Annotated in this window: 18 protein-coding genes; 10 read left to right on the forward strand and 8 right to left on the reverse strand. The window is 70.4% G+C overall.

Annotated elements, in window-relative coordinates:
• Positions 1 to 3: 3 nt before the first annotated feature.
• Entirely contained in the window at positions 4 to 753 is a 750-nt protein-coding gene (locus tag ACIQID_RS14560) for a phosphoglyceromutase (RefSeq protein ID WP_101848551.1), read from the reverse strand.
• A gap of 60 nt (positions 754 to 813) precedes the next feature.
• Between ACIQID_RS14560 and ACIQID_RS14565 the strand changes: the two genes are divergently transcribed.
• Complete coding sequence (locus tag ACIQID_RS14565) at positions 814 to 1,635, forward strand: class I SAM-dependent methyltransferase (protein WP_400286397.1); 822 nt, start codon at positions 814 to 816, stop codon at positions 1,633 to 1,635.
• Positions 1,636 to 1,775: 140 nt separating this feature from the next.
• A complete protein-coding gene (locus ACIQID_RS14570; protein ID WP_400286400.1) occupies positions 1,776 to 3,293 on the forward strand; it encodes an amino acid permease in 1,518 nt (505 codons plus the stop codon).
• A gap of 12 nt (positions 3,294 to 3,305) precedes the next feature.
• Here the strand turns inward: ACIQID_RS14570 and ACIQID_RS14575 are convergent, their stop codons facing one another.
• The 3 genes from ACIQID_RS14575 to ACIQID_RS14585 form a co-directional block, all read right to left on the reverse strand.
• Entirely contained in the window at positions 3,306 to 4,421 is a 1,116-nt protein-coding gene (locus ACIQID_RS14575; protein WP_400286403.1) for a YgfZ/GcvT domain-containing protein, read from the reverse strand.
• A 12-nt stretch (positions 4,422 to 4,433) separates the two neighbouring features.
• Positions 4,434 to 5,036: an FABP family protein gene (locus ACIQID_RS14580; protein ID WP_400286406.1), complete on the reverse strand. Its 603-nt coding sequence runs from the start codon at positions 5,034 to 5,036 to the stop codon at positions 4,434 to 4,436.
• Positions 5,037 to 5,186: 150 nt separating this feature from the next.
• Positions 5,187 to 5,477 carry a hypothetical protein gene (locus ACIQID_RS14585; RefSeq protein ID WP_400286409.1) on the reverse strand — a complete coding sequence of 97 codons (291 nt, stop codon included), beginning with the start codon at positions 5,475 to 5,477 and terminating at the stop codon, positions 5,187 to 5,189.
• 74 nt (positions 5,478 to 5,551) lie between these two features.
• Here ACIQID_RS14585 and ACIQID_RS14590 point away from each other — a divergent pair, with 74 nt between their 5' ends.
• From ACIQID_RS14590 to ACIQID_RS14625, 8 genes are all read left to right on the forward strand, one after another.
• Complete coding sequence (locus ACIQID_RS14590) at positions 5,552 to 6,235, forward strand: response regulator transcription factor (RefSeq protein ID WP_025104297.1); 684 nt, start codon at positions 5,552 to 5,554, stop codon at positions 6,233 to 6,235.
• A 44-nt stretch (positions 6,236 to 6,279) separates the two neighbouring features.
• Positions 6,280 to 8,448 carry an RNA degradosome polyphosphate kinase gene (locus tag ACIQID_RS14595; RefSeq protein ID WP_312675443.1) on the forward strand — a complete coding sequence of 723 codons (2,169 nt, stop codon included), beginning with the start codon at positions 6,280 to 6,282 and terminating at the stop codon, positions 8,446 to 8,448.
• Positions 8,445 to 9,431 (forward strand): NUDIX hydrolase, encoded by a 987-nt coding sequence (locus tag ACIQID_RS14600; protein WP_312675445.1) that lies wholly within the window; start codon positions 8,445 to 8,447, stop codon positions 9,429 to 9,431. The genes ACIQID_RS14595 and ACIQID_RS14600 overlap by 4 nt, the downstream gene beginning before the upstream one ends.
• Before the next feature lie 220 nt (positions 9,432 to 9,651).
• Positions 9,652 to 10,755 (forward strand): phosphate ABC transporter substrate-binding protein PstS, encoded by a 1,104-nt coding sequence (locus tag ACIQID_RS14605; protein WP_312675446.1) that lies wholly within the window; start codon positions 9,652 to 9,654, stop codon positions 10,753 to 10,755.
• Positions 10,756 to 10,861: 106 nt separating this feature from the next.
• Positions 10,862 to 11,845, forward strand: a complete 984-nt coding sequence (gene pstC, locus ACIQID_RS14610; RefSeq protein ID WP_071328849.1) for a phosphate ABC transporter permease subunit PstC — start codon at positions 10,862 to 10,864, stop codon at positions 11,843 to 11,845.
• A gap of 1 nt (position 11,846) precedes the next feature.
• Positions 11,847 to 12,944, forward strand: a complete 1,098-nt coding sequence (gene pstA, locus ACIQID_RS14615; protein ID WP_312675447.1) for a phosphate ABC transporter permease PstA — start codon at positions 11,847 to 11,849, stop codon at positions 12,942 to 12,944.
• A 28-nt stretch (positions 12,945 to 12,972) separates the two neighbouring features.
• Positions 12,973 to 13,752: a phosphate ABC transporter ATP-binding protein PstB gene (gene pstB, locus ACIQID_RS14620; RefSeq protein ID WP_025104291.1), complete on the forward strand. Its 780-nt coding sequence runs from the start codon at positions 12,973 to 12,975 to the stop codon at positions 13,750 to 13,752.
• Positions 13,753 to 13,986: 234 nt separating this feature from the next.
• Positions 13,987 to 14,799 (forward strand): hypothetical protein, encoded by an 813-nt coding sequence (locus tag ACIQID_RS14625; protein ID WP_400286418.1) that lies wholly within the window; start codon positions 13,987 to 13,989, stop codon positions 14,797 to 14,799.
• Positions 14,800 to 14,918: 119 nt separating this feature from the next.
• Here ACIQID_RS14625 and ACIQID_RS14630 read toward each other — a convergent pair whose 3' ends face one another.
• The 4 genes from ACIQID_RS14630 to sigK all read right to left on the reverse strand — a co-directional run bounded on the left by ACIQID_RS14630 (position 14,919) and on the right by sigK (position 18,007).
• Positions 14,919 to 15,803 (reverse strand): aminodeoxychorismate lyase, encoded by an 885-nt coding sequence (locus tag ACIQID_RS14630; RefSeq protein WP_312675448.1) that lies wholly within the window; start codon positions 15,801 to 15,803, stop codon positions 14,919 to 14,921.
• 169 nt (positions 15,804 to 15,972) lie between these two features.
• The gene (locus ACIQID_RS14635; protein ID WP_060923078.1) at positions 15,973 to 16,602 is read right to left on the reverse strand and encodes a hypothetical protein; all 630 of its coding nucleotides are present in this window, start codon (positions 16,600 to 16,602) and stop codon (positions 15,973 to 15,975) included.
• A gap of 29 nt (positions 16,603 to 16,631) precedes the next feature.
• Positions 16,632 to 17,408, reverse strand: a complete 777-nt coding sequence (locus ACIQID_RS14640; RefSeq protein ID WP_400286423.1) for an anti-sigma factor domain-containing protein — start codon at positions 17,406 to 17,408, stop codon at positions 16,632 to 16,634.
• Positions 17,405 to 18,007 (reverse strand): ECF RNA polymerase sigma factor SigK, encoded by a 603-nt coding sequence (sigK, locus tag ACIQID_RS14645; protein ID WP_177173817.1) that lies wholly within the window; start codon positions 18,005 to 18,007, stop codon positions 17,405 to 17,407. Before sigK ends, ACIQID_RS14640 begins: the two co-directional genes overlap by 4 nt.
• Between the last annotated feature and the right edge of the window lie 9 nt (positions 18,008 to 18,016).

Here is an 18,016-nt window from a genome sequence, read left to right on the forward strand (position 1 = left end):
CGGTTACTTCTTGCCCTGGGCGGCGACGGCCGCGGCACCGGCGGCGGCGGCCTCCGGGTCGAGGTAGCGACCGGGACCGGTCGGCGCGTTGTTCTCGTCGAGCTCGTAAACGAGCGGAATGCCGGTCGGGATGTTGAGACCGGCGATGTCGTCGTCGCTGATGCCCTCCAGGTGCTTGACGAGGCCGCGCAGCGAGTTGCCGTGCGCGGTCACGAGGACGGTCTTGCCGGCTTCGAGGTCGGGGACGATCTCCGCGTCCCAGTACGGCAGGAGACGGTCGATGACGAGCTTGAGCGACTCCGTGCGCGGCACCTCGCCGTCGATGCCCTCGTAGCGGGCGTCACCGACCTGGCTGAACTCGCTCGCGTCGTCCAGCGGGGGCGGCGGCACGTCGAACGAGCGGCGCCACAGCTGGAACTGCTCCGGACCGAACTCCTCGAGCGTCTGCGCCTTGTCCTTGCCCTGCAGCGCCCCGTAGTGGCGCTCGTTGAGCCGCCACGAGCGCTTCACCGGGATCCACAGCCGGTCGGCGGCATCCAGCGCGATGTCGGCGGTCTGGATCGCCCGGCTCAGCAGCGACGTGTGCAGCACGTCGGGCAGGATGCCGGACTCGGCGAGGAGCTCACCGCCGCGACGGGCCTCGCCCTTGCCCTGCTCGGTCAGGCGGACATCCACCCAACCGGTGAAGAGGTTCAGTTCGTTCCACTCGCTCTGGCCGTGGCGGAGCAGGATCAGGGTGCGCTTCGCAGTCATGTCGTCAGTTTATCCGGGGGCGCGGAGCGGGCACAGCGGCGGAGGAGGGAGGATGGACGCATGGCGTCATCTCCCCTCGGTCGGCCGACCCGCGGCACGACCGGGACGAACCGGCTGCGTCGGAACGACCGCTGGATCGCCGCCTCCCCCGCCTTCCGACGCGCGACGGACCCCCTCGTCGTCGACCTCGGGTTCGGAGCGAGCGGGGTCACCGCGTTCGAGCTGGCCGCCCGACTGCGACGAGTGCGTCCGGATGCGGAGGTGCGCGGCCTCGAGCTCGATCCGGACCGGGTGGCGACCGCGGAGCAGCAGCGCCGAGAGGTCGAGGCCGGCCGAACTCCCTTCCCCGCCGACCTCCGCGTCTCCTTCGGCCGCGGCGGGTTCGAGGTGCCACTCCCCGGCGGTCGGCGACCGGCCGTCATCCGGGCGATGAACGTCCTGCGGCAGTACGACGAGGCCGAGGTCGCCGCGGCCTGGCGGACGATGGCGCACCGCCTCGCGCCGGACGGCCTGCTGGTGGAGGGGACCTGCGACGAGATCGGGCGGGTGGCGAGCTGGGTGGATGTCGACCCCGGCGGCACTCCGCTCCGTTTCACGGTCTCCCTTCGCCTCCGCGGACTCGAGGTCCCGAGCATCGTCGCGGAGCGGCTGCCCAAGGCCCTCATCCATCGCAACGTGCCCGGCGAGCGCATCCACGCGCTGCTCGTCGATCTGGACCGGGAGTGGGAGCGCGCCGCTCCCCTGTCGACCTTCGGGGCCACGCAGCGCTTCCTCGCCGCGGTGGCGGCCCTGCGCGCGCAGGGCTGGCCCGTACAGGGCGGGCGGAGCCGCTGGCGACTGGGCGAGCTCACACTGCCCTGGGACGCCGTGGCACCGGCCTGACGGCACGGCTCCGCGGCCGTCCTGCTGTATACCGGTGCGCACCGAACGGCGAGCCCGCACACCGCTAGCGTCGTACGCGGCGGGCCGTACCGACGCGTGCGCCGACTTGATCGCCATGCGTTCCGAAGGCAGGAGAGGCGATGACGACCGAGGACGCGAAGGCGGAAGGATCCGCGGAGGCGCAGGAGAACGAACGCGAACGACTCGGCGATGTCCTGACATCGGCGCAGGACTTCACGCACGAGCAGTCCGGCTACCGGACCGCGTTGAAGGCACGGCACCTGCAGATGATCGCCCTCGGGGGCGCGATCGGGACCGGCCTGTTCATGGGGGCGGGAGGACGCCTGAACGCCGCGGGTCCCCTGCTGGCCGTCTCGTACCTCGTGTGCGGGATCTTCGCCTTCTTCATCCTCCGCGCCCTCGGGGAGCTCGTCATCCACCGCCCCTCCTCCGGATCGTTCATCTCGTACGCGCGGGAGTTCTTCGGTGAGAAGCTGGCCTACGCCGCCGGCTGGCTGTATCTGCTGAACTGGGGTATGACGGCGATCGTCGACTCCACGGCCGTGGCGCTCTACGTCCACTACTGGTCGGCGTTCCGCGTCGTCCCCCAGTGGCTGCTCGCGCTGATCGCCCTGGTCGTCGTGGTCGGCCTCAACCTCGTCTCGGTCCGGCTGTTCGGCGAGATGGAGTTCTGGTTCGCGCTCGTGAAGGTCGCCGCGCTCGCCCTCTTCCTCGTGATCGGCGTGGTGTTCCTCGCGGCCGGCTGGCAGACGGATCAGGGGCCGACGGGAGTCGCGATGCTCGCCGCGCACGGAGGCTTCGCGCCGGAAGGGGTGCTCCCCGCCGTGATCGTGATGCAGGGGGTCGTCTTCGCCTACGCCTCCATCGAGCTGGTCGGCACCGCGGCGGGCGAGACGGAGAACCCGGAGAAGGTGATGCCCCGGGCCGTCAACTCGGTGATCCTGCGCATCGCCGTGTTCTACGTCGGGTCGGTGCTCCTGCTCGCCCTCCTGCTCCCGTACACGGTGTACCGGGCCGGGGAGAGTCCGTTCGTGACGTTCTTCTCGCACGTGGGAGGGCCGGACGTGGGGGCGGTGGCCGGCAGCGCCATGAACTTCATCGTGATCACCGCCGCGGTCTCCGGGTTGAACGCCGGCCTCTATTCGACGGGGCGGGTCTTCCGCTCGCTCGCGGCCTCGGGCGCCGCACCACGCGCGACCGGCCGGATGAGCCGTCGCGGCGTGCCCGTCGTGGGCATCCTCGTCACCGCGGTGTTCGCGCTGGCCGGCGTGCTGCTGAACGCGGTGGTGCCGGGCCAGGCGTTCGAGATCGTGCTCAACATGTCCGCGCTGGGGATCATCGCGGCCTGGGCGACCATCATCCTCTGCCAGCTCCGGCTGTACCGGCTGTCGCGACGCGGACTCGTCGAACGACCGTCGTTCCGCCTCTTCGGCGCGCCCTACACCTCGTACCTGACGCTGGCGTTCCTCGCATCCGTCGTCGTGCTCATGGCCTTCGACTATCCGACGGGCACCTGGACGGTCGCCAGCCTCGGCGTGCTGATCCCTGCGATCATCGGCGGCTGGTTCCTGGCCCGAGGACGGATTGCGGAGCTCGCCGCGCAGCGCTCGACGACCGGACCGGGGGTCGAGGTCTGACGGACGTCCGGCTCAGACGCCGGCGTCGCGGGGATCGGGCGCCGTGGGACGCCGGGACAGCCGCGTCAGTCGCGGGACGTCCGCGGTGGCGCCGGCGTCGGCCGGGACGATGATCTGCTGGGACGCGGCGATGTCGATCCCCTCGGCCCGGACGACGAGGTCGCCGACGGGGGCGCGGCGGGACAGGAGGGCGAGGGCGATCGGCCCGTCCTCGTGATGCCGCGCGGAGGAGGTGATGTGCCCGACCTCGTCATCACCCGCGAACACGGGGGCTCCGGGTTCCGGCAGCACGGCGTCGCTGCCGTCGAGCTGGAGCAGGGCGAGCCGCCGCGGTGGATGGCCGAGGTTGTGCACCTTCGCGACGGTCTCCTGCCCGCGGTAGCAGCCCTTGTTCAGGTGCACGGCGCTGCGGAGCCAGTCCGACTCGTGCGGCAGCGACCGCTCATCCACCTCGGCCGCCCACCGCGGACGCCAGGCGGCGATGCGCAGCGCTTCGGCGGCGAGGAGTCCGGCGGCATCCTCCCGATCGAGTTCCGCGGCGAGCGCGCGCGCCGCCGTCTCCGGCACGATGCCGATCCGCCAGGCGAGGTCGGTGCCCGGGTGGGCGGCCACGTCGGCGTACTGATGGCCCCCGACGGCGACGTGCTGCCACGGGTCGACCCAGATCCGCGCAGCCTCCAGGCCGCGCACGCGCTCGGCCGCGGGTCCGCCGTCGACGAATCCGAGCAGCGCGAGGTCGGGGCGCAGCTCGACCGTGGCCTGGGTGCGGAATCTCATCCGCGTCAGCCAGGTCGCGAGCCCCTCCGCGTCATCCGCGTCCGCCAGGAGCCAGGTCGAGATGCCGTCGTCGAGGACGCCCGCGGCGTGCTCGACGCGCCCCTGCGGATCGAGGACGAGGAGCTCGGTGCTCTCCCCCGCCTGCAGGCGACCCACCGCCTGCGACGTGATGGAGTCGAGCCAGGGAAGGCGTTCGGGGCCGGAGACCTCGATGACCGCCCGGTCGTCGAGGGGCGCGATCGCCGTTCCGGCCGCGAGACGGCGCTGCTCGCGGAACGGGTCGCCGAAGTGGGCGATGCCGCGCTCCCCCGCGATCGCGCCGGGGACGCCGTCGAAGACGCTGCTGCTCACGGTGTGCTCCGTTCAGACGCGGGCGAGCCGCGCCGAGGCGTGCGCCCGCAGAGGTGTGCCGAGGGCGGCGATGTCCCACGCCCAGAGCAGGTGTCCGTCGACGAGTCCGTACATCCGCGAGGCGGACCCGTAGTCCTTGGCGCCCGCACCGCGCACGATCGCGTCCGACGTGAGGTCGACCCGCGGTCCGTTGATCTCGCCGAGGTAGTACTCGAGCATGCCGTCGGAGCGCGCGAGCGACACCTCGAGCGGGAACGCGCCGTTGGCGGACCGCAGCGCCTCCACGTCGTCGACAGTGCGGGTGACGGGCGTCGCCGTCGGCGGCAGCAGCGCCGGCCCGACGTCGGCGGCCGCCGCCGGACGCGCCAGACGCCAGAAACCCGATTCGGCGGTCAGCGGGATGGAGGGTTCCCCCTCGTCGCCGACGAAGGTCGCCGTGGCCGCATAGTTCAGGAACGGTCCGCCGTCATGGCTGAAGCTGACGCGATGGGTGAACTCGCCCTGCAGACGCTCCTCGCCGACCGGATAGTCGATCACACCGGACCCCTCCCACACGCCGATCAGCCACGCCAGCGGGGCGAGGTCGGCGGGAAGGTCGGTGGGGAGCTCGATCACGATGTCGTCAGCGCTGGCCGCGGAAGAGGTTGCGCAGCACCACGGCCGAGACGAAAACGATCGCGAGGCTCGCCAGGCCGAGCAGGCCGATGAAGAAGATTTCGAGCGCCATGATGTCCATGACCTCCACCTTACCCCCGGCGATCCGGCTCAGGAGGGGATGAGGGCGGCCAGGCCGAAGCCGATGGAGATGATCCCCATCAGCAGCAGCGAACCCGTCACGCTGCTCGCGACGCGGAAGATGAAGCCCTGCGTGCGCCCGTACCAGAGCTGGACGGCGAAGGAGAGCAGCACCACGGCACCGAAGCCGACCAACATCCAGGGGATGCGCCACTCGTCCGGAGCGAGGATCCCGATGACGATGCTGCCCACGAACGCGGTCGCCCAGACCGCGATGACGCCGGTGAAGGCGTTGCGGGGCGCGAGTGCCGGTTCTGACATGTCTCCATTCTTGCGCATCGGCGGCCGCTATCATGGCGGCACGGCGTCGATCCCCCCGCCGGTGAGGAGTGCGCGTGGCCCTGGTGCTGGTTCTGACCAATGCTCCGCTCTCGGAGCAGGTGCTGCCCGCCCTCGAGCTGCTGAGCCATCGCACGCGGCAGATCCCCGCGGAGCCCGCGCAGCTGATCAACGCCCCGGAGTACGACATCGTCATCGTCGACGGCCGCCACGACCTCGTCGGGGCGAAGTCGCTGTGCCGTCTGCTGCGGGCCACCGGGCAGGATGCGCCGCTCCTCCTCGTGGTGACCGAGGGCGGCATGAGCGCGCTGTCCGGCGAATGGGGAATCGACGACGTGCTGCTGGCCACCGCCGGTCCCGCCGAGATCGACGCGCGCGTGCGCCTCGCACTCGCGCGGCGGGACGAGGTCGCGGAACCGGCGCGGGTGCAGGCCTCCGGCGTCACGATCGACGAGCAGTCCTACTCGGCCAAGCTGCACGGCCGGCCGCTGGACCTCACCTACAAGGAGTTCCAGCTCCTGCACTTCCTCGCCACGCATCCCTCTCGGGTGTTCACCCGTGAGCAGCTGCTCAGCGAGGTGTGGGGCTACGACTACTTCGGCGGCACCAGGACCGTGGACGTGCACGTGCGACGGCTGCGCGCCAAGCTCGGCGATCAGGAGCAGATCATCGGCACCGTGCGCAACGTCGGGTACCGCTTCAACGTCTACGAGGACGACAGCCTGGTCGGCTCGCGCTGACCGCGTTCACACGCCCGACACCTGCCGGTGCTTAGATGTACCCCATGATCGATCCCGCACTCGCCGACGCCGGACTCGGCGACGCCGAAGACGACGACTTCGACGACGCCGTCGAGGCGCCGGACTCGCAGCTCCCCGACCATCGCTACCTGGACCGCGAGCTGAGCTGGCTCGCGTTCAACCAGCGGGTGCTGGAGCTCGCGGAGGATCCGTCGCTGCCGGAGCTGGAGCGGGCGAACTTCCTGGCGATCTTCGCCAGCAACCTCGACGAGTTCTTCATGGTGCGCGTGGCCGGTCTCAAGCGCCGCATCATGACCGGTCTCGCCGTCCCGACCAACATCGGACGCTCCCCCGTGGATGCCCTCGCCGACATCTCGCGGGAGGCGCACGCGCTCCAGCTCCGCCACGCGGACGCCTGGACGAAGCTCGTCCGTCCCGCTCTCGCCGAGTCCGGCATCGAGATCGCCGATTGGTCTGAGCTGACCGACGACGAGCGCACCGCGCTCTCCGAATACTTCTCCGCACAGGTCTTCCCGGTGCTGATGCCGCTGGCCGTGGATCCCGCCCACCCGTTCCCGTACATCTCGGGCCTGTCGCTCAACCTCGCGATCCGGATCCGCAACGCCCGCACCGGGCGCCAGGAGTTCGCGCGTCTCAAGGTGCCGCCGATGCTCCCCCGATTCGTCGAGGTGCCGGGCGGCGGCGAGATCAAGCGCTTCCTGCGGCTGGAGGAGCTCATCGCCAACCACCTCGGCGACCTCTTCCCCGGCATGGAGGTGCTCGACCACCACGCGTTCCGCCTCACCCGCAACGAGGACGTGGAGATCGAGGAGGACGAGAGCGAGAACCTGATCCAGGCGCTCGAGGCCGAGCTGCTGCGTCGTCGGTTCGGGCCGCCCATCCGGCTCGAGATCACCGACGACATGGACGACGTCACGATGGACCTGCTGGTCCGGGAACTCGACATCACCGACCTGGAGGTCTACCGCCTGCCCGGGCCGCTCGACCTGCGCGGGCTGTTCGACCTGTCGCGGATCGACCGTCCCGACCTGCGCTATCCGCCGCACCTGCCCACGACCGCCGTCGCCTTCCAGCCCGCGGGGTCGAGCAACCGTGCCGACATCTTCAAGGCGATCCGCAAGTCCGATGTGCTCGTGCACCACCCGTACGAGTCGTTCACGACGAGCGTGCAGGCGTTCCTCGAGCAGGCCGCCCGCGACCCGCACGTGCTCGCCATCAAGCAGACCCTGTACCGGACGTCCGGCGACAGCCCCGTCGTGCAGGCGCTCATCGACGCGGCAGAGGCAGGCAAGCAGGTGCTCGCGCTCGTCGAGGTGAAGGCGCGATTCGACGAGGCGAACAACATCGTCTGGGCACGCAAGCTGGAGAAGGCCGGCGTGCACGTGGTGTACGGCCTCGTCGGGCTCAAGACCCACTGCAAGCTCGCCCTCGTCATCCGCGAGGAGGACGGCAAGCTCCAGCACTACTCGCACGTCGGCACCGGCAACTACAACCCGAAGACCAGCCGCATCTACGAGGACTTCGGCCTGTTCACCGCCGACGCGCAGGTCGGAAAGGACCTCACGCGCCTGTTCAACGAGCTCAGCGGATATGCGATCGAGAAGAAGTTCAAGCGCCTCCTCGTCGCCCCGCTGCACCTCCGCAAGGGCCTCGTCCGGCTGATCGACGCCGAACGCCGGATCGCGGAGGCGGGCACGCCCGCGCACATCCGCATCAAGGTCAACTCGATGGTCGACGAGGAGATCATCGACGCGCTCTATCGCGCCAGTGCCGCGGGGGTGAAGGTCGACGTGTGGGTGCGCGGCATCTGCAGCCTGCGGACCGATCTCGACGGGATCAGCGACAACATCACGGTGCGCAGCATCCTCGGCCGCTACCTCGAGCACTCCCGCATCTTCACGTTCGAGAACGACGGCGACCCCCAGGTGTACATCGGCAGCGCCGACATGATGCACCGCAACCTCGACCGCCGCGTCGAGGCCCTGGTCCGCGTCACGGATCCCGCGCACCTCAAGGAGCTGACCGCCTTCTTCGACCTGGCGATGGATGACCGGACCTCATCGTGGCACCTCGGCCGCGGCGGCGTCTGGGAGCGCCACGCCGTGGACGCCGACGGCAAGCCGCTCACCGACCTGCAGGATAAGACCATGGGGATGATCCAGCGACGTCGTCGGGCGCGGGCGGTTCGATGACGGCGCGGCAGGTCCAGCTCCCGCCGTCCGCGGCCGAGGCGAAGTGGGCGGACAAGGCCGTGTACGCGGCCGGTGCCGTGGTGTGGCGTCTGGTCGACGGCAAGCTGCGGATCCTGCTCATCCACCGCACGAAGTACCGCGACGTCACCCTGCCGAAGGGGAAGGTCGACCCGGGCGAGATGCTCGCGGAGACCGCGGTGCGCGAGGTGCACGAGGAGACCGGCATCCGAGTCGCTCTCGGGGTGCCGGTCGGGATCAGCCGCTACCACCTCGCGTCCCGCAAGCAGAAGGTCGTCCACTACTGGGCTGCCGAGGCGACGGACGCGGCGATCCGCGCCTCGACCTTCGTGCCCAACCGCGAGATCGCCGCGCTCGAGTGGGTCAGCCTCAAGAAGGCCCGTGCCGCGCTGAGCTACCCCGTCGATCTGGAGATCCTCGATGCGTTCGCGGCGCTGGTGGACGACGGCGTGCTGCGGACCTTCCCGGTGATCGCCCTCCGGCACGCGAAGGCCCTGCCCCGCTCGGAGTGGGACAAGGCGGACGCCGCGCGGCCGCTCTCCGACCGCGGGAAGCGTCAGGCCAAGGCCATCGTCGGGCCGCTCCGCGCGTTCGGGGTGCGCAAGATCGTCACCAGCGACGCGGTGCGCTGCGTGCAGACCGTCACGCCGCTCGCCAAGGCTCTGGACCGCAAGCCGGTGCTCACCGAGAAGATCAGCCAGGACGCCTGGGAGGACGGCGTCGCCGACCTCCGCTCCGTCGTCGGCCGCCGCATCCGCGCCGGCAAGCCCGCCGTGCTCTGCAGCCACGGCCCCGTGCTGCCTGCGCTCCTCTCCGAGATCGCCCTCGCGACCGGCACCGTGCACGGCTCGTACGTGGGCAGCGCCGCCGATCTGGAGACCGGCGCGTTCTCCGTGGTGCACGTCTCGGCGACCAATCCCGGCTCCGGCATCATCTCGATCGAGACCCACGCCCCGAAGGTCTGACCCTTCCCCCCGTTCGAGTCGCGCACTTTGCTCCATCTCGGCCGGGAATGGCGCAAATCGGGCGATTCGAAAAGGGGGCGCGGCGACGGGGGTCGGCCCCAGAGAGTCGCCGGTCGTTCACCTCCCGTTCACCTGCGCGGGAGAGTCTCGTTAACCGTCGCCCCTAGCGTCACTGTGTGCCCTGCACCGGGCCCCACCCTCCAAGATCGAAGGATCCACAGTGAAGATCTCCCGAATCGCACGAATCGGCGCCATCGGCGCCGTCGCCGCTCTCGCCCTCGCCGGCTGTGCCGCGAACGAAGGCGGAGCCGGCGGCTCCAGCGAAGAGCCCTCGGAGTCCACGCTCTCCGGAACGATCGACGCCACCGGCGCGTCCTCGCAGACCGCAGCCCAGGAGGCCTGGGTCGCCGCCTTCCAGACCGCCAACCCCGACGTGACGGTCAACTACGAGCCCACCGGCTCCGGCACCGGCCGCGAGAACTTCCTCGAGGGCGGCAGCAACTTCATCGGCTCCGACCGCGCGTTCAACGACGACGAGATCGCCGCGGGCGGCTTCGGCGCCTGCACCACCGACGACATCGTCGAGGTCCCGCTCTACATCTCCCCCGTCGCGGTCGCCTTCAACCTCGAGGGCATCGACACGCTGAACCTCGACGCCGCCACGATCGCGGGCATCTTCGCCGGCACGATCACCAACTGGAACGACGAGGCCATCGCCGCCCTGAACGACGGCGTCGAGCTCCCCGACCTGGCGATCTCGCCGGTGCACCGCTCCGACCCCTCCGGCACGCAGGAGACCTTCGCCAAGTACCTCAGCGCGACGGCCCCCGACGTCTGGACCTACGAGGTCTCCGACGAGTGGCCGATCCAGGGTGGCGAGGCCGCGCAGGGCACCTCCGGCGTGAAGCAGGCCCTCACCGCCGGCAACGGCGCGATCGGCTTCCTCGACGCCTCCCAGGCGGACGGCCTCGGCCAGGTCGCCGTGGGCGTGGGCGAGGACTTCGTCTCGTACTCGGCCGAGGCCGCGGCGAAGCTCGTCGAGGGCTCGCCGCTGGCCGAGGGCCGCGGCGAGGGTGACCTCGTGTTCGACGTCGACCCGGCCGCCGCCACGGACGGCGCCTACCCCATCGCCCTGGTCAGCTACCTCATCGGCTGCGAGCAGTACGAGGACAGCAACGTCGCGGAGCTCGTGAAGGAGTACTTCACGTACATCGCGAGCGCCGAGGGCCAGGACGCCGCAGCCGAGAATGCCGGCAGCGCCCCGATCTCGGACGGCCTGCGCGAGCAGGTCCAGGCCGCGATCGACCTCATCCAGGTCGGCTGATCCTGCCGATCCACTGACGACGGTGCCCCCGCGTCCCCGAGCGGGCGCGGGGGCTCCGCCAGGTCAGCACCCGATCCATCTCCACCCGGCCCGAAACAGGGAGATCATGAGCACGACCGCGCAGGAGCCGACAACGGCACCGGCACCGACACCGGCGCCGCCCACACCGATCAAGGCCAAGCAGCGCCTCGGCGACCGGGTCTTCTCCGGTACCGCGCTGGCGGCCGGCATCATCATCCTGGTCGTGCTGGCGCTCGTCGCGGCCTTCCTCATCATCCAGAGCCTGCCGGCCTTCCAGCTCGACACCACCGACAACCACATCCTCCGGGGCGAGTCGTTCTGGGTGTACGTGTGGCCGCTCGTCTTCGGCACCCTCTGGGCCTCGTTCATCGCCCTGCTGATCGCGGCCCCGATCGCCATCGGCATCGCGCTCTTCATCTCGCACTACGCCCACCGCCGGCTCGCGTCGTTCCTCGGCTACATCATCGACCTGCTCGCCGCTGTGCCCTCCGTGGTGTTCGGCCTCTGGGGCGGCCTCGTGCTCGCCCCCATGCTGCAGCCGATCTACGTGTGGCTCAACGAGAACGCCTCGTGGGTGCCGTTCTTCGGCGGACAGGTCTCCGCGACGGGCAAGACCATCCTCACCGCGGCCCTCGTCCTCGCCGTGATGTGCATCCCGATCATGACCGCCATCTGCCGCGAGGTCTTCCTGCAGACCCCCAAGCTCCACGAGGAGGCCGCCCTGGCCCTCGGCTCCACGCGCTGGGAGATGGTCCGCATGGCCGTGCTCCCCTTCGCCCGCGGCGGCATGGTGTCGGCGGCGATGCTCGCCCTCGGCCGCGCGCTCGGCGAGACGATGGCCGTGACGATGGTGCTCTCCCCCTCGGCGGTCGTCAGCTTCCTCGTGCTCACCGCCACCAACCCCACGCCGATCCCCGCGAACATCGCGCTCGCGTTCCCGGAGGCGCACGGAACCGGCGTGAACACGCTGATCGCGACCGGCCTCATCCTCTTCGTCGTGACCTTCGCGGTCAATGCGCTGGCGCGCTGGATCGTCGCCCGCCGCGCCGAGTTCTCGGGAGCGAACTGACATGACCGCCCTCACCAGCGCTCCGCCCGCCGCGAGCACCACCGCGCTCACCTCCGGCCGGCTGCCGAAATGGGCGCCCTGGGCCCTCCTCGGCGTCTCGTTCGTCGTCTCCGCCGCGGTGTTCGGCGTCGCCGCCGCCGGCTCCGACACCCCGCTCGCCGATTTCAACATCGCGGGCACCGTCATCGTCGGCATCCTGCTCTACATGGTGATCATCACGGTGATCTCGTCCATCGCCGAGAGCCGCCGCAAGGCCGTCGACCGCCTGATGACGGCCCTCGTCGCCACGGCCTTCCTCATCGCCCTGCTGCCGCTGATCTCCCTGCTGTGGACCGTGGTGGCGAACGGCGTCGAACGGTTCGACGCCGAGTTCTTCACGTACTCGATGCGCAACGTCGTCGGCGACGGCGGCGGTATCGTGCACGCCATCTGGGGCACGGTCCTCATCACGCTGACGGCCACGATCATCTCGGTCCCGGTCGGTCTGATGACCTCGATCTACCTCGTCGAGTACGGTCGCGGCAAGATCGCCAAGGCCATCACGTTCTTCGTCGACGTGATGACGGGCATCCCCTCGATCGTCGCGGGTCTGTTCATCTACGCGGTGTTCGCCCTCCTGATCCGTCCCGGGATCTCGATGGGCTTCATGGGTGCGCTCGCCCTCGCCGTGCTGATGACGCCGGTCGTCGTCCGCGGCAGCGAGGAGCTGCTCCGGATCGTCCCGAACGAGCTGCGCGAGGCCTCCTACGCCCTGGGCGTGCCGAAGTGGCTCACGATCCTCAAGGTCGTCCTGCCCACCTCGATCGCCGGCATCATGACCTCCGTCATGCTCGCCATCTCCCGCGTGATCGGCGAGACCGCCCCGCTGCTGCTCACCGCCGGCTTCACGCAGAGCCTCAACACGAACATCTTCGACGGTCAGATGATGACCCTCCCGGTGTTCGCCTACAACCAGTACATGAACCAGGGAACGAGCCCGGACGCCGCCGTCGCGCGCGCCTGGGCCGCCGCCCTCACCCTCATCCTCATCGTCATGGTGCTGAACCTGCTCGCCCGCCTGATCGCGAAGCTGTTCGCCCCGAAGGTCAACGGCCGCTGAGGCCCGACCACTCAGAATAGGAATCCACGTGTCCAAGAGCATCGAAGTCAACGACCTCAACGTCTACTACGGCAACTTCCTCGCGGTCGAAGGCGTCTCCCTCGACATCCAGCCGCGCAGCGTCACGGCCTTCATCGGCCCGTCGGGCTGCGGCAAGTCCACCTTCCTCCGCACCCTCAACCGCATGCACGAGGTGATCCCCGGCGCCCGCGTCGAGGGCGAGGTGCTGCTCGACGGCAAGGACCTCTACGGTGCCGGCGTCGACCCGGTCCTCGTGCGTCGCCAGGTCGGCATGGTGTTCCAGCGGCCGAACCCGTTCCCCACGATGTCGATCAAGGAGAACGTGCTCGCCGGTGTGAAGCTCAACAACAAGCGCATGTCGAAGAGCGAGCAGGACGACCTCGTCGAGAAGTCCCTCACCGGCGCGAACCTGTGGAACGAGGTCAAGGACCGCCTCGACCGTCCGGGCTCCGGGCTCTCGGGCGGCCAGCAGCAGCGTCTGTGCATCGCACGAGCGATCGCCGTCTCCCCCGAGGTGCTGCTGATGGACGAGCCGTGCTCGGCCCTCGACCCCATCTCGACGTACGCGATCGAGGAGCTGATCGGCGAGCTCAAGAACGAGTTCACGATCGTGATCGTGACGCACAACATGCAGCAGGCGAGCCGGGTCTCTGACAAGACCGCGTTCTTCAACATCGCCGGCACCGGCAAGCCCGGCAAGCTCATCGAGTACGACGACACCACGAGCATCTTCACGACCCCGTCGGTGCAGGCGACCGAGGACTACGTCTCCGGCCGCTTCGGCTGACCCGCACTCTCTTCGGTCTTCGGGCCCGGCCCCCGGCCCCGGGCACAACTTCGGAGATGTTCTGGGACACGCCGTCGCCTGGCCTCCCGCCTCGGCGTGTCTCCTTCGATCTCCGAAGCTGCGCACGGGTCGTGATTCCTGCACAGGTCACGAGTGGGGAGGATCGTCCACAGACGGCGGGCTACCGAGTCGGGCCGCGGCCAGAGAGGGCGAGGCGGCGCGAATGATGGCGGGATGTGCACGGGGCGAGGGACGCAGGTCTGGCCGTATGCCGAGCTCCGCGCCCGATACGGACGACGGCAGGTCGAGCGTCAGGTGCGCGGCGGCGCCCTCGTCCGGGTGCGGCGCGGGGTCTACGCGACGGCCGCCGCGTGCGTGGAGGTCGTGACCGCCGCCGCTCACGGCGGGGTCCTCGGCTGCGAGTCCGCGGCGCGGCACCTCGGGATCTGGGTGCTCGACGAGCCGGCTCTGCACGTCTGGATGCACCACGACCGCCATCAGTATCCGCACGAGGACTGCGACTGCGTGACGCACTGGGATGCTGCGACGTCAGGCAGTGCCTTCGAGCAGCCGGGGGTGCCCCTCGTACTCCGGCAGATCTACGGCTGCCGCGGGGCGGAGGCGTTCTTCGTCGCTCTGGAGTCCGCCCGGCGGCTCGGACTCATCGATGCGGTCGGGCTGCGCCGTCTCGGTGACCGGCTCGGGCCCGAGGGGCGCGACCTCATCGGCTTCTCGCGGGCCGATGCCGACAGCGGCCTGGAATCCTTGGTGCGGCTGAGGATCCGGTGCCACGGGTGGCGCGTGCGGACACAGGTCGGCGTGGTCGGCACGGGCCGGGTGGACCTCCTCATCGATGACTGGCTCATCATCGAGACGGACGGACGCGCCAACCACGAGGCGGGCTCTCTCCGGCACCGCGATCTTGTCCGCGATGCGACCGCCGCCGGCTGGGGCCACCCCACTCTCCGCTTCGACTACGCGATGGTCCTCCACGACTGGCCCCTCGTCGAGCGCGCCATCGTCGAGACCATGCGTCGCCGCCCCTGATCCCGCCCGCCCTGTGCCGTGCACAGCTTCGGAGATCGTCGACGACACGCCGGTGTCGGGGCCGGGCCTACGGCATGTCGTCTGGCATCTCCGAAGTCGTGCCCGGGCACCCGGAGGGCTCAGTCGCGCGGGGAGAGGAGGTAGGCGTTGAGGTCGTCCGTGAGGGCGGTGTCGACGGGGACCGGCGTGCCGTCGATCGCGGTGATGGCGGTGGCGAGACGGACGCTCGACACGAGCCATGCGGCGTCGGCCCGCGTCAGATCGGCGGCGGGGATGCGGTCGTACCCGACCTCGAAGCCCCGCGCGAGGAGGTGGTCGTAGACGCTGAGCTGCGTGGTGCCGTGCAGGATCCCGCCGTTCGGGGCCGGCGTCGTGAAGCGGTCGCCGAAGCGCAGGATGAGAGAGGCCGTCGGAGCCTCCAGCACGAAGCCGTCGCTCGACAGGAAGATCGCGTCGTCGGCTCCGCGGCGCTTGGCCTCGCGCAGGGCCGCCATGTTCACGGCGTAGGACAGCGTCTTGGCGCCGAGCAGCAGCCAGGGTGCCCGCTCCGCGGCGCCGAGGTCGTATCCGCGGTCGAGGGTGACGACCTTGACGCCGTTCCGCCGTACCGCGGCGAAGTCCGCCGCCGGAGCCGCCGTGACCCACGCGGTCGGCGTCGGCCCGTGCTCGACGCCGCGGCTGAGGATCAGCTTGATGACCGACTCCCCCGCACCGAGCTGTGCTGCGGCCCGCTGGATCGCCTCCCGCCACTGCTCCTGATTCGGCACCGGGAGGTCGCAGAGTCGCGCCGAGTGCGCAAGGCGTTCCAGATGCGGGACGACCTCCTGCGCATGTCCGTCGACGACCCCGATGGACTCGAACACGCCGTCGCCGCGCTGCGTGCTCAGCTCGCCGACGCTGAGGGCGGGGGCCGCGGCGTCCACCTGCGTGAACGTGTCGGCGTAGTCGGCGCGCTGCTCGTCGGCGGCGACGGGATCGATCATGAGGGCGAAGCGACGGGTCATGTCACGAGCCTAGGCCGCCGGGAATACCCACCGCGTCCTCGCGTTACACTGGAGTGGCCGGGCCGCATAACCCCGGGCTCCAATTTTCGCCGCTGCGAGCGGCCTTCCGCCGAGAGGCGTTCTTGCGGCCCGGTCTTTCTCTGTCCGGACGCTGTCCCGCCCGCTCGACTCAGGCCAGGGCGCCGGTGCGCCACAAGGCCGCCGACGCCGCGAGGTCCTGGGCATAGCTGCTCAGCCGCAGCGCCCGCGTGGTGAGCTCGCTGGCCCGGGCGGGCTCCGTGGGCTCGTAGTCGTCGGCGGTGTGCGTCGCCCCCGAGGCCTGGACGCGGCAGAACGCCGCCGCACGCTCCAGCGCCACGGCGAAGTCGCCGCGGAAGGCGCCGCGCAGGATCGTGTCGATGAGCGCCACGAGCTCGTCCGGGCTCGCCGGCACCGGCGCCCCGGCGACCACGGCGTCGGCCGACGGCAGCTCCACCCGTCCCCGGTCGTAGAGCAGGGCCGCGGTGCGCGGATCGCCGTGGATCGCGAGCTGGAGCACGTACAGCCGCCACAGCGACCCGGGGAGGGTGCGCGACGGCGCCTTGGACCACAGCTCCGCGATCTCGTCGATGCCGTGCTCGCTCGTGAAGGCGATCAGCCGTTCGACGCTCGCCCCGCTCTCGTCCTCCCGGACGCGGGTCAGCAACGCGGAGGCGGTGGCGTGTGCGACACGCGTCTCCTCGGCGGGATCATGGGCGCCGACGATGTTGTCGAAGGCGCTCGTCGGACGACGCACGGGGCGATGGTGCTGCTCGGGCATCCCTCCAGGGTACGCCCCGCCTCGGACGCTCAGGCCGTCGGGATGACGATCACCGGGTCGGTCGTAGGGAGCCCGGAGGGCGATCCGCCCTCCTGCTCGACCGTCACCGCGATGGCGTCGCCGGCCTGCATCTCGCCCTCGAGGAGCGCGGTGGCCTCCCCGCCGTCGACGTCGAACACACCCGCGGCGATGGGGTCTTCGCCGCGGACGAACCACAGCTCGTAGGTCTTCCCGTCGGCCGCCTCGGGCAGCCCGTCCGTGACGAGCACGGCCTTGCCGACCGAGCCCGACCAGTGCGCCGTCGCCGTCGCGCCGTCGTCGAGCTCGACCGTGGCTTTCTGCGCGTCGCCCGCGGATTCGATCTCCTGCAGCGCGACGACACTCGCCGGGCGGTTCAGCTGGTCGTTCAGGGCGACCGCACCGATGCCGACGCCCACCAGGAGCGCGAGGCACGCGGCGAGCGCGAACGCGAGCCGGGTCCAGCGGCGAGCCGGGCCGGGAGAGGCGACGCCGGAGGCAGGGCTCTCGTCCGCGGGTCCGGCGGGCTCGGAGGCGGAGGTGGGCTCGGAGGCATCGCTCTGCGGAGTCTGGGCGATCTGCGCGAGCAGAGCCGCACGGATGCCGGCGGGTGGGGCGACCGGAGTCGCGCCGTCCGCGAGGAGAGCGGCCGTGTCGGTGTCGGTGTCGTCCTGCGCCGCCCATTCCGGGTGCTCGGCGAGGGCACGGCGGTACCGGCGCTCGTCTTCCGCCGACAGCGCGTGGAGCGCGGCACCTGCCGCGAGCTCTGCGAAGTCCTTCTCGTTCATGCCGTCACCCCCATCGCCGTGCGGAGCCGGGTCAGCCCGTCTCTCATCCGTGTCTTGATCGTTCCGAGTGGCGCTCCCACGAGCGCCGCGATCTCGTTCTGACTGTAACCGCCGTAGTAGGCGAGGACGAGCGCCTCCCGCTGCGCCTCCGGAAGCCCGGTCAGCGCCGCGACGACCCGCTCTCCTTCGATCCCCAGCTCGACCCGTTCCGCCACGCTGTCGTGCGCGACGCCGAGGTCCTTGAAGCCCGCGCGCACGTCCCGGTCCGCACTCGACTGCGAAGCCCGCACCCGATCCACGGCCCGGCGATGCGCGATGGTCATCACCCAGGTTCGTCCCTGTCCCTTGTTCGGAGCGAACCGGGAAGCGGATTGCCAGATCTCGAGGAAGACCTCCTGGAGCACCTCCTCGCTCTGCGCGCGGTTCACGAGCACGCGGAGGATGAGACCGAAGACACGGGAGGAGAGGGAGTCGTACAGCGCCGCGAAGGCAGCCTGATCACCGGAGGCGACGCGGACGAGGAGGTCGGCGACAGCATCCTGCGGCGCCGCCCCGTCCTCGGGGACGTCCATCCCATCGATGACCATCTCCATAAGCATGCCGTATCT

The organism is Microbacterium sp. NPDC091676 (assembly GCF_044756645.1).
GTDB lineage: Bacteria > Actinomycetota > Actinomycetes > Actinomycetales > Microbacteriaceae > Microbacterium > Microbacterium paraoxydans_D.

Bases quoted from the DNA above. Each gene is read 5' to 3' on its own strand.
- ACIQID_RS14560 (WP_101848551.1), bottom strand. From the start codon at position 753: ATGACTGCGAAGCGCACCCTGATCCTGCTCCGCCACGGCCAGAGCGAG.
- ACIQID_RS14565 (WP_400286397.1), top strand. From the start codon at position 814: ATGGCGTCATCTCCCCTCGGTCGGCCGACCCGCGGCACGACCGGGACG.
- ACIQID_RS14570 (WP_400286400.1), top strand. From the start codon at position 1,776: ATGACGACCGAGGACGCGAAGGCGGAAGGATCCGCGGAGGCGCAGGAG.
- ACIQID_RS14585 (WP_400286409.1), bottom strand. From the start codon at position 5,477: ATGTCAGAACCGGCACTCGCGCCCCGCAACGCCTTCACCGGCGTCATC.
- ACIQID_RS14595 (WP_312675443.1), top strand. From the start codon at position 6,280: ATGATCGATCCCGCACTCGCCGACGCCGGACTCGGCGACGCCGAAGAC.
- ACIQID_RS14600 (WP_312675445.1), top strand. From the start codon at position 8,445: ATGACGGCGCGGCAGGTCCAGCTCCCGCCGTCCGCGGCCGAGGCGAAG.
- pstC (WP_071328849.1), top strand. From the start codon at position 10,862: ATGAGCACGACCGCGCAGGAGCCGACAACGGCACCGGCACCGACACCG.
- pstA (WP_312675447.1), top strand. From the start codon at position 11,847: ATGACCGCCCTCACCAGCGCTCCGCCCGCCGCGAGCACCACCGCGCTC.
- ACIQID_RS14625 (WP_400286418.1), top strand. From the start codon at position 13,987: ATGTGCACGGGGCGAGGGACGCAGGTCTGGCCGTATGCCGAGCTCCGC.
- ACIQID_RS14630 (WP_312675448.1), bottom strand. From the start codon at position 15,803: ATGACCCGTCGCTTCGCCCTCATGATCGATCCCGTCGCCGCCGACGAG.
- ACIQID_RS14635 (WP_060923078.1), bottom strand. From the start codon at position 16,602: ATGCCCGAGCAGCACCATCGCCCCGTGCGTCGTCCGACGAGCGCCTTC.
- ACIQID_RS14640 (WP_400286423.1), bottom strand. From the start codon at position 17,408: ATGAACGAGAAGGACTTCGCAGAGCTCGCGGCAGGTGCCGCGCTCCAC.
- sigK (WP_177173817.1), bottom strand. From the start codon at position 18,007: ATGCTTATGGAGATGGTCATCGATGGGATGGACGTCCCCGAGGACGGG.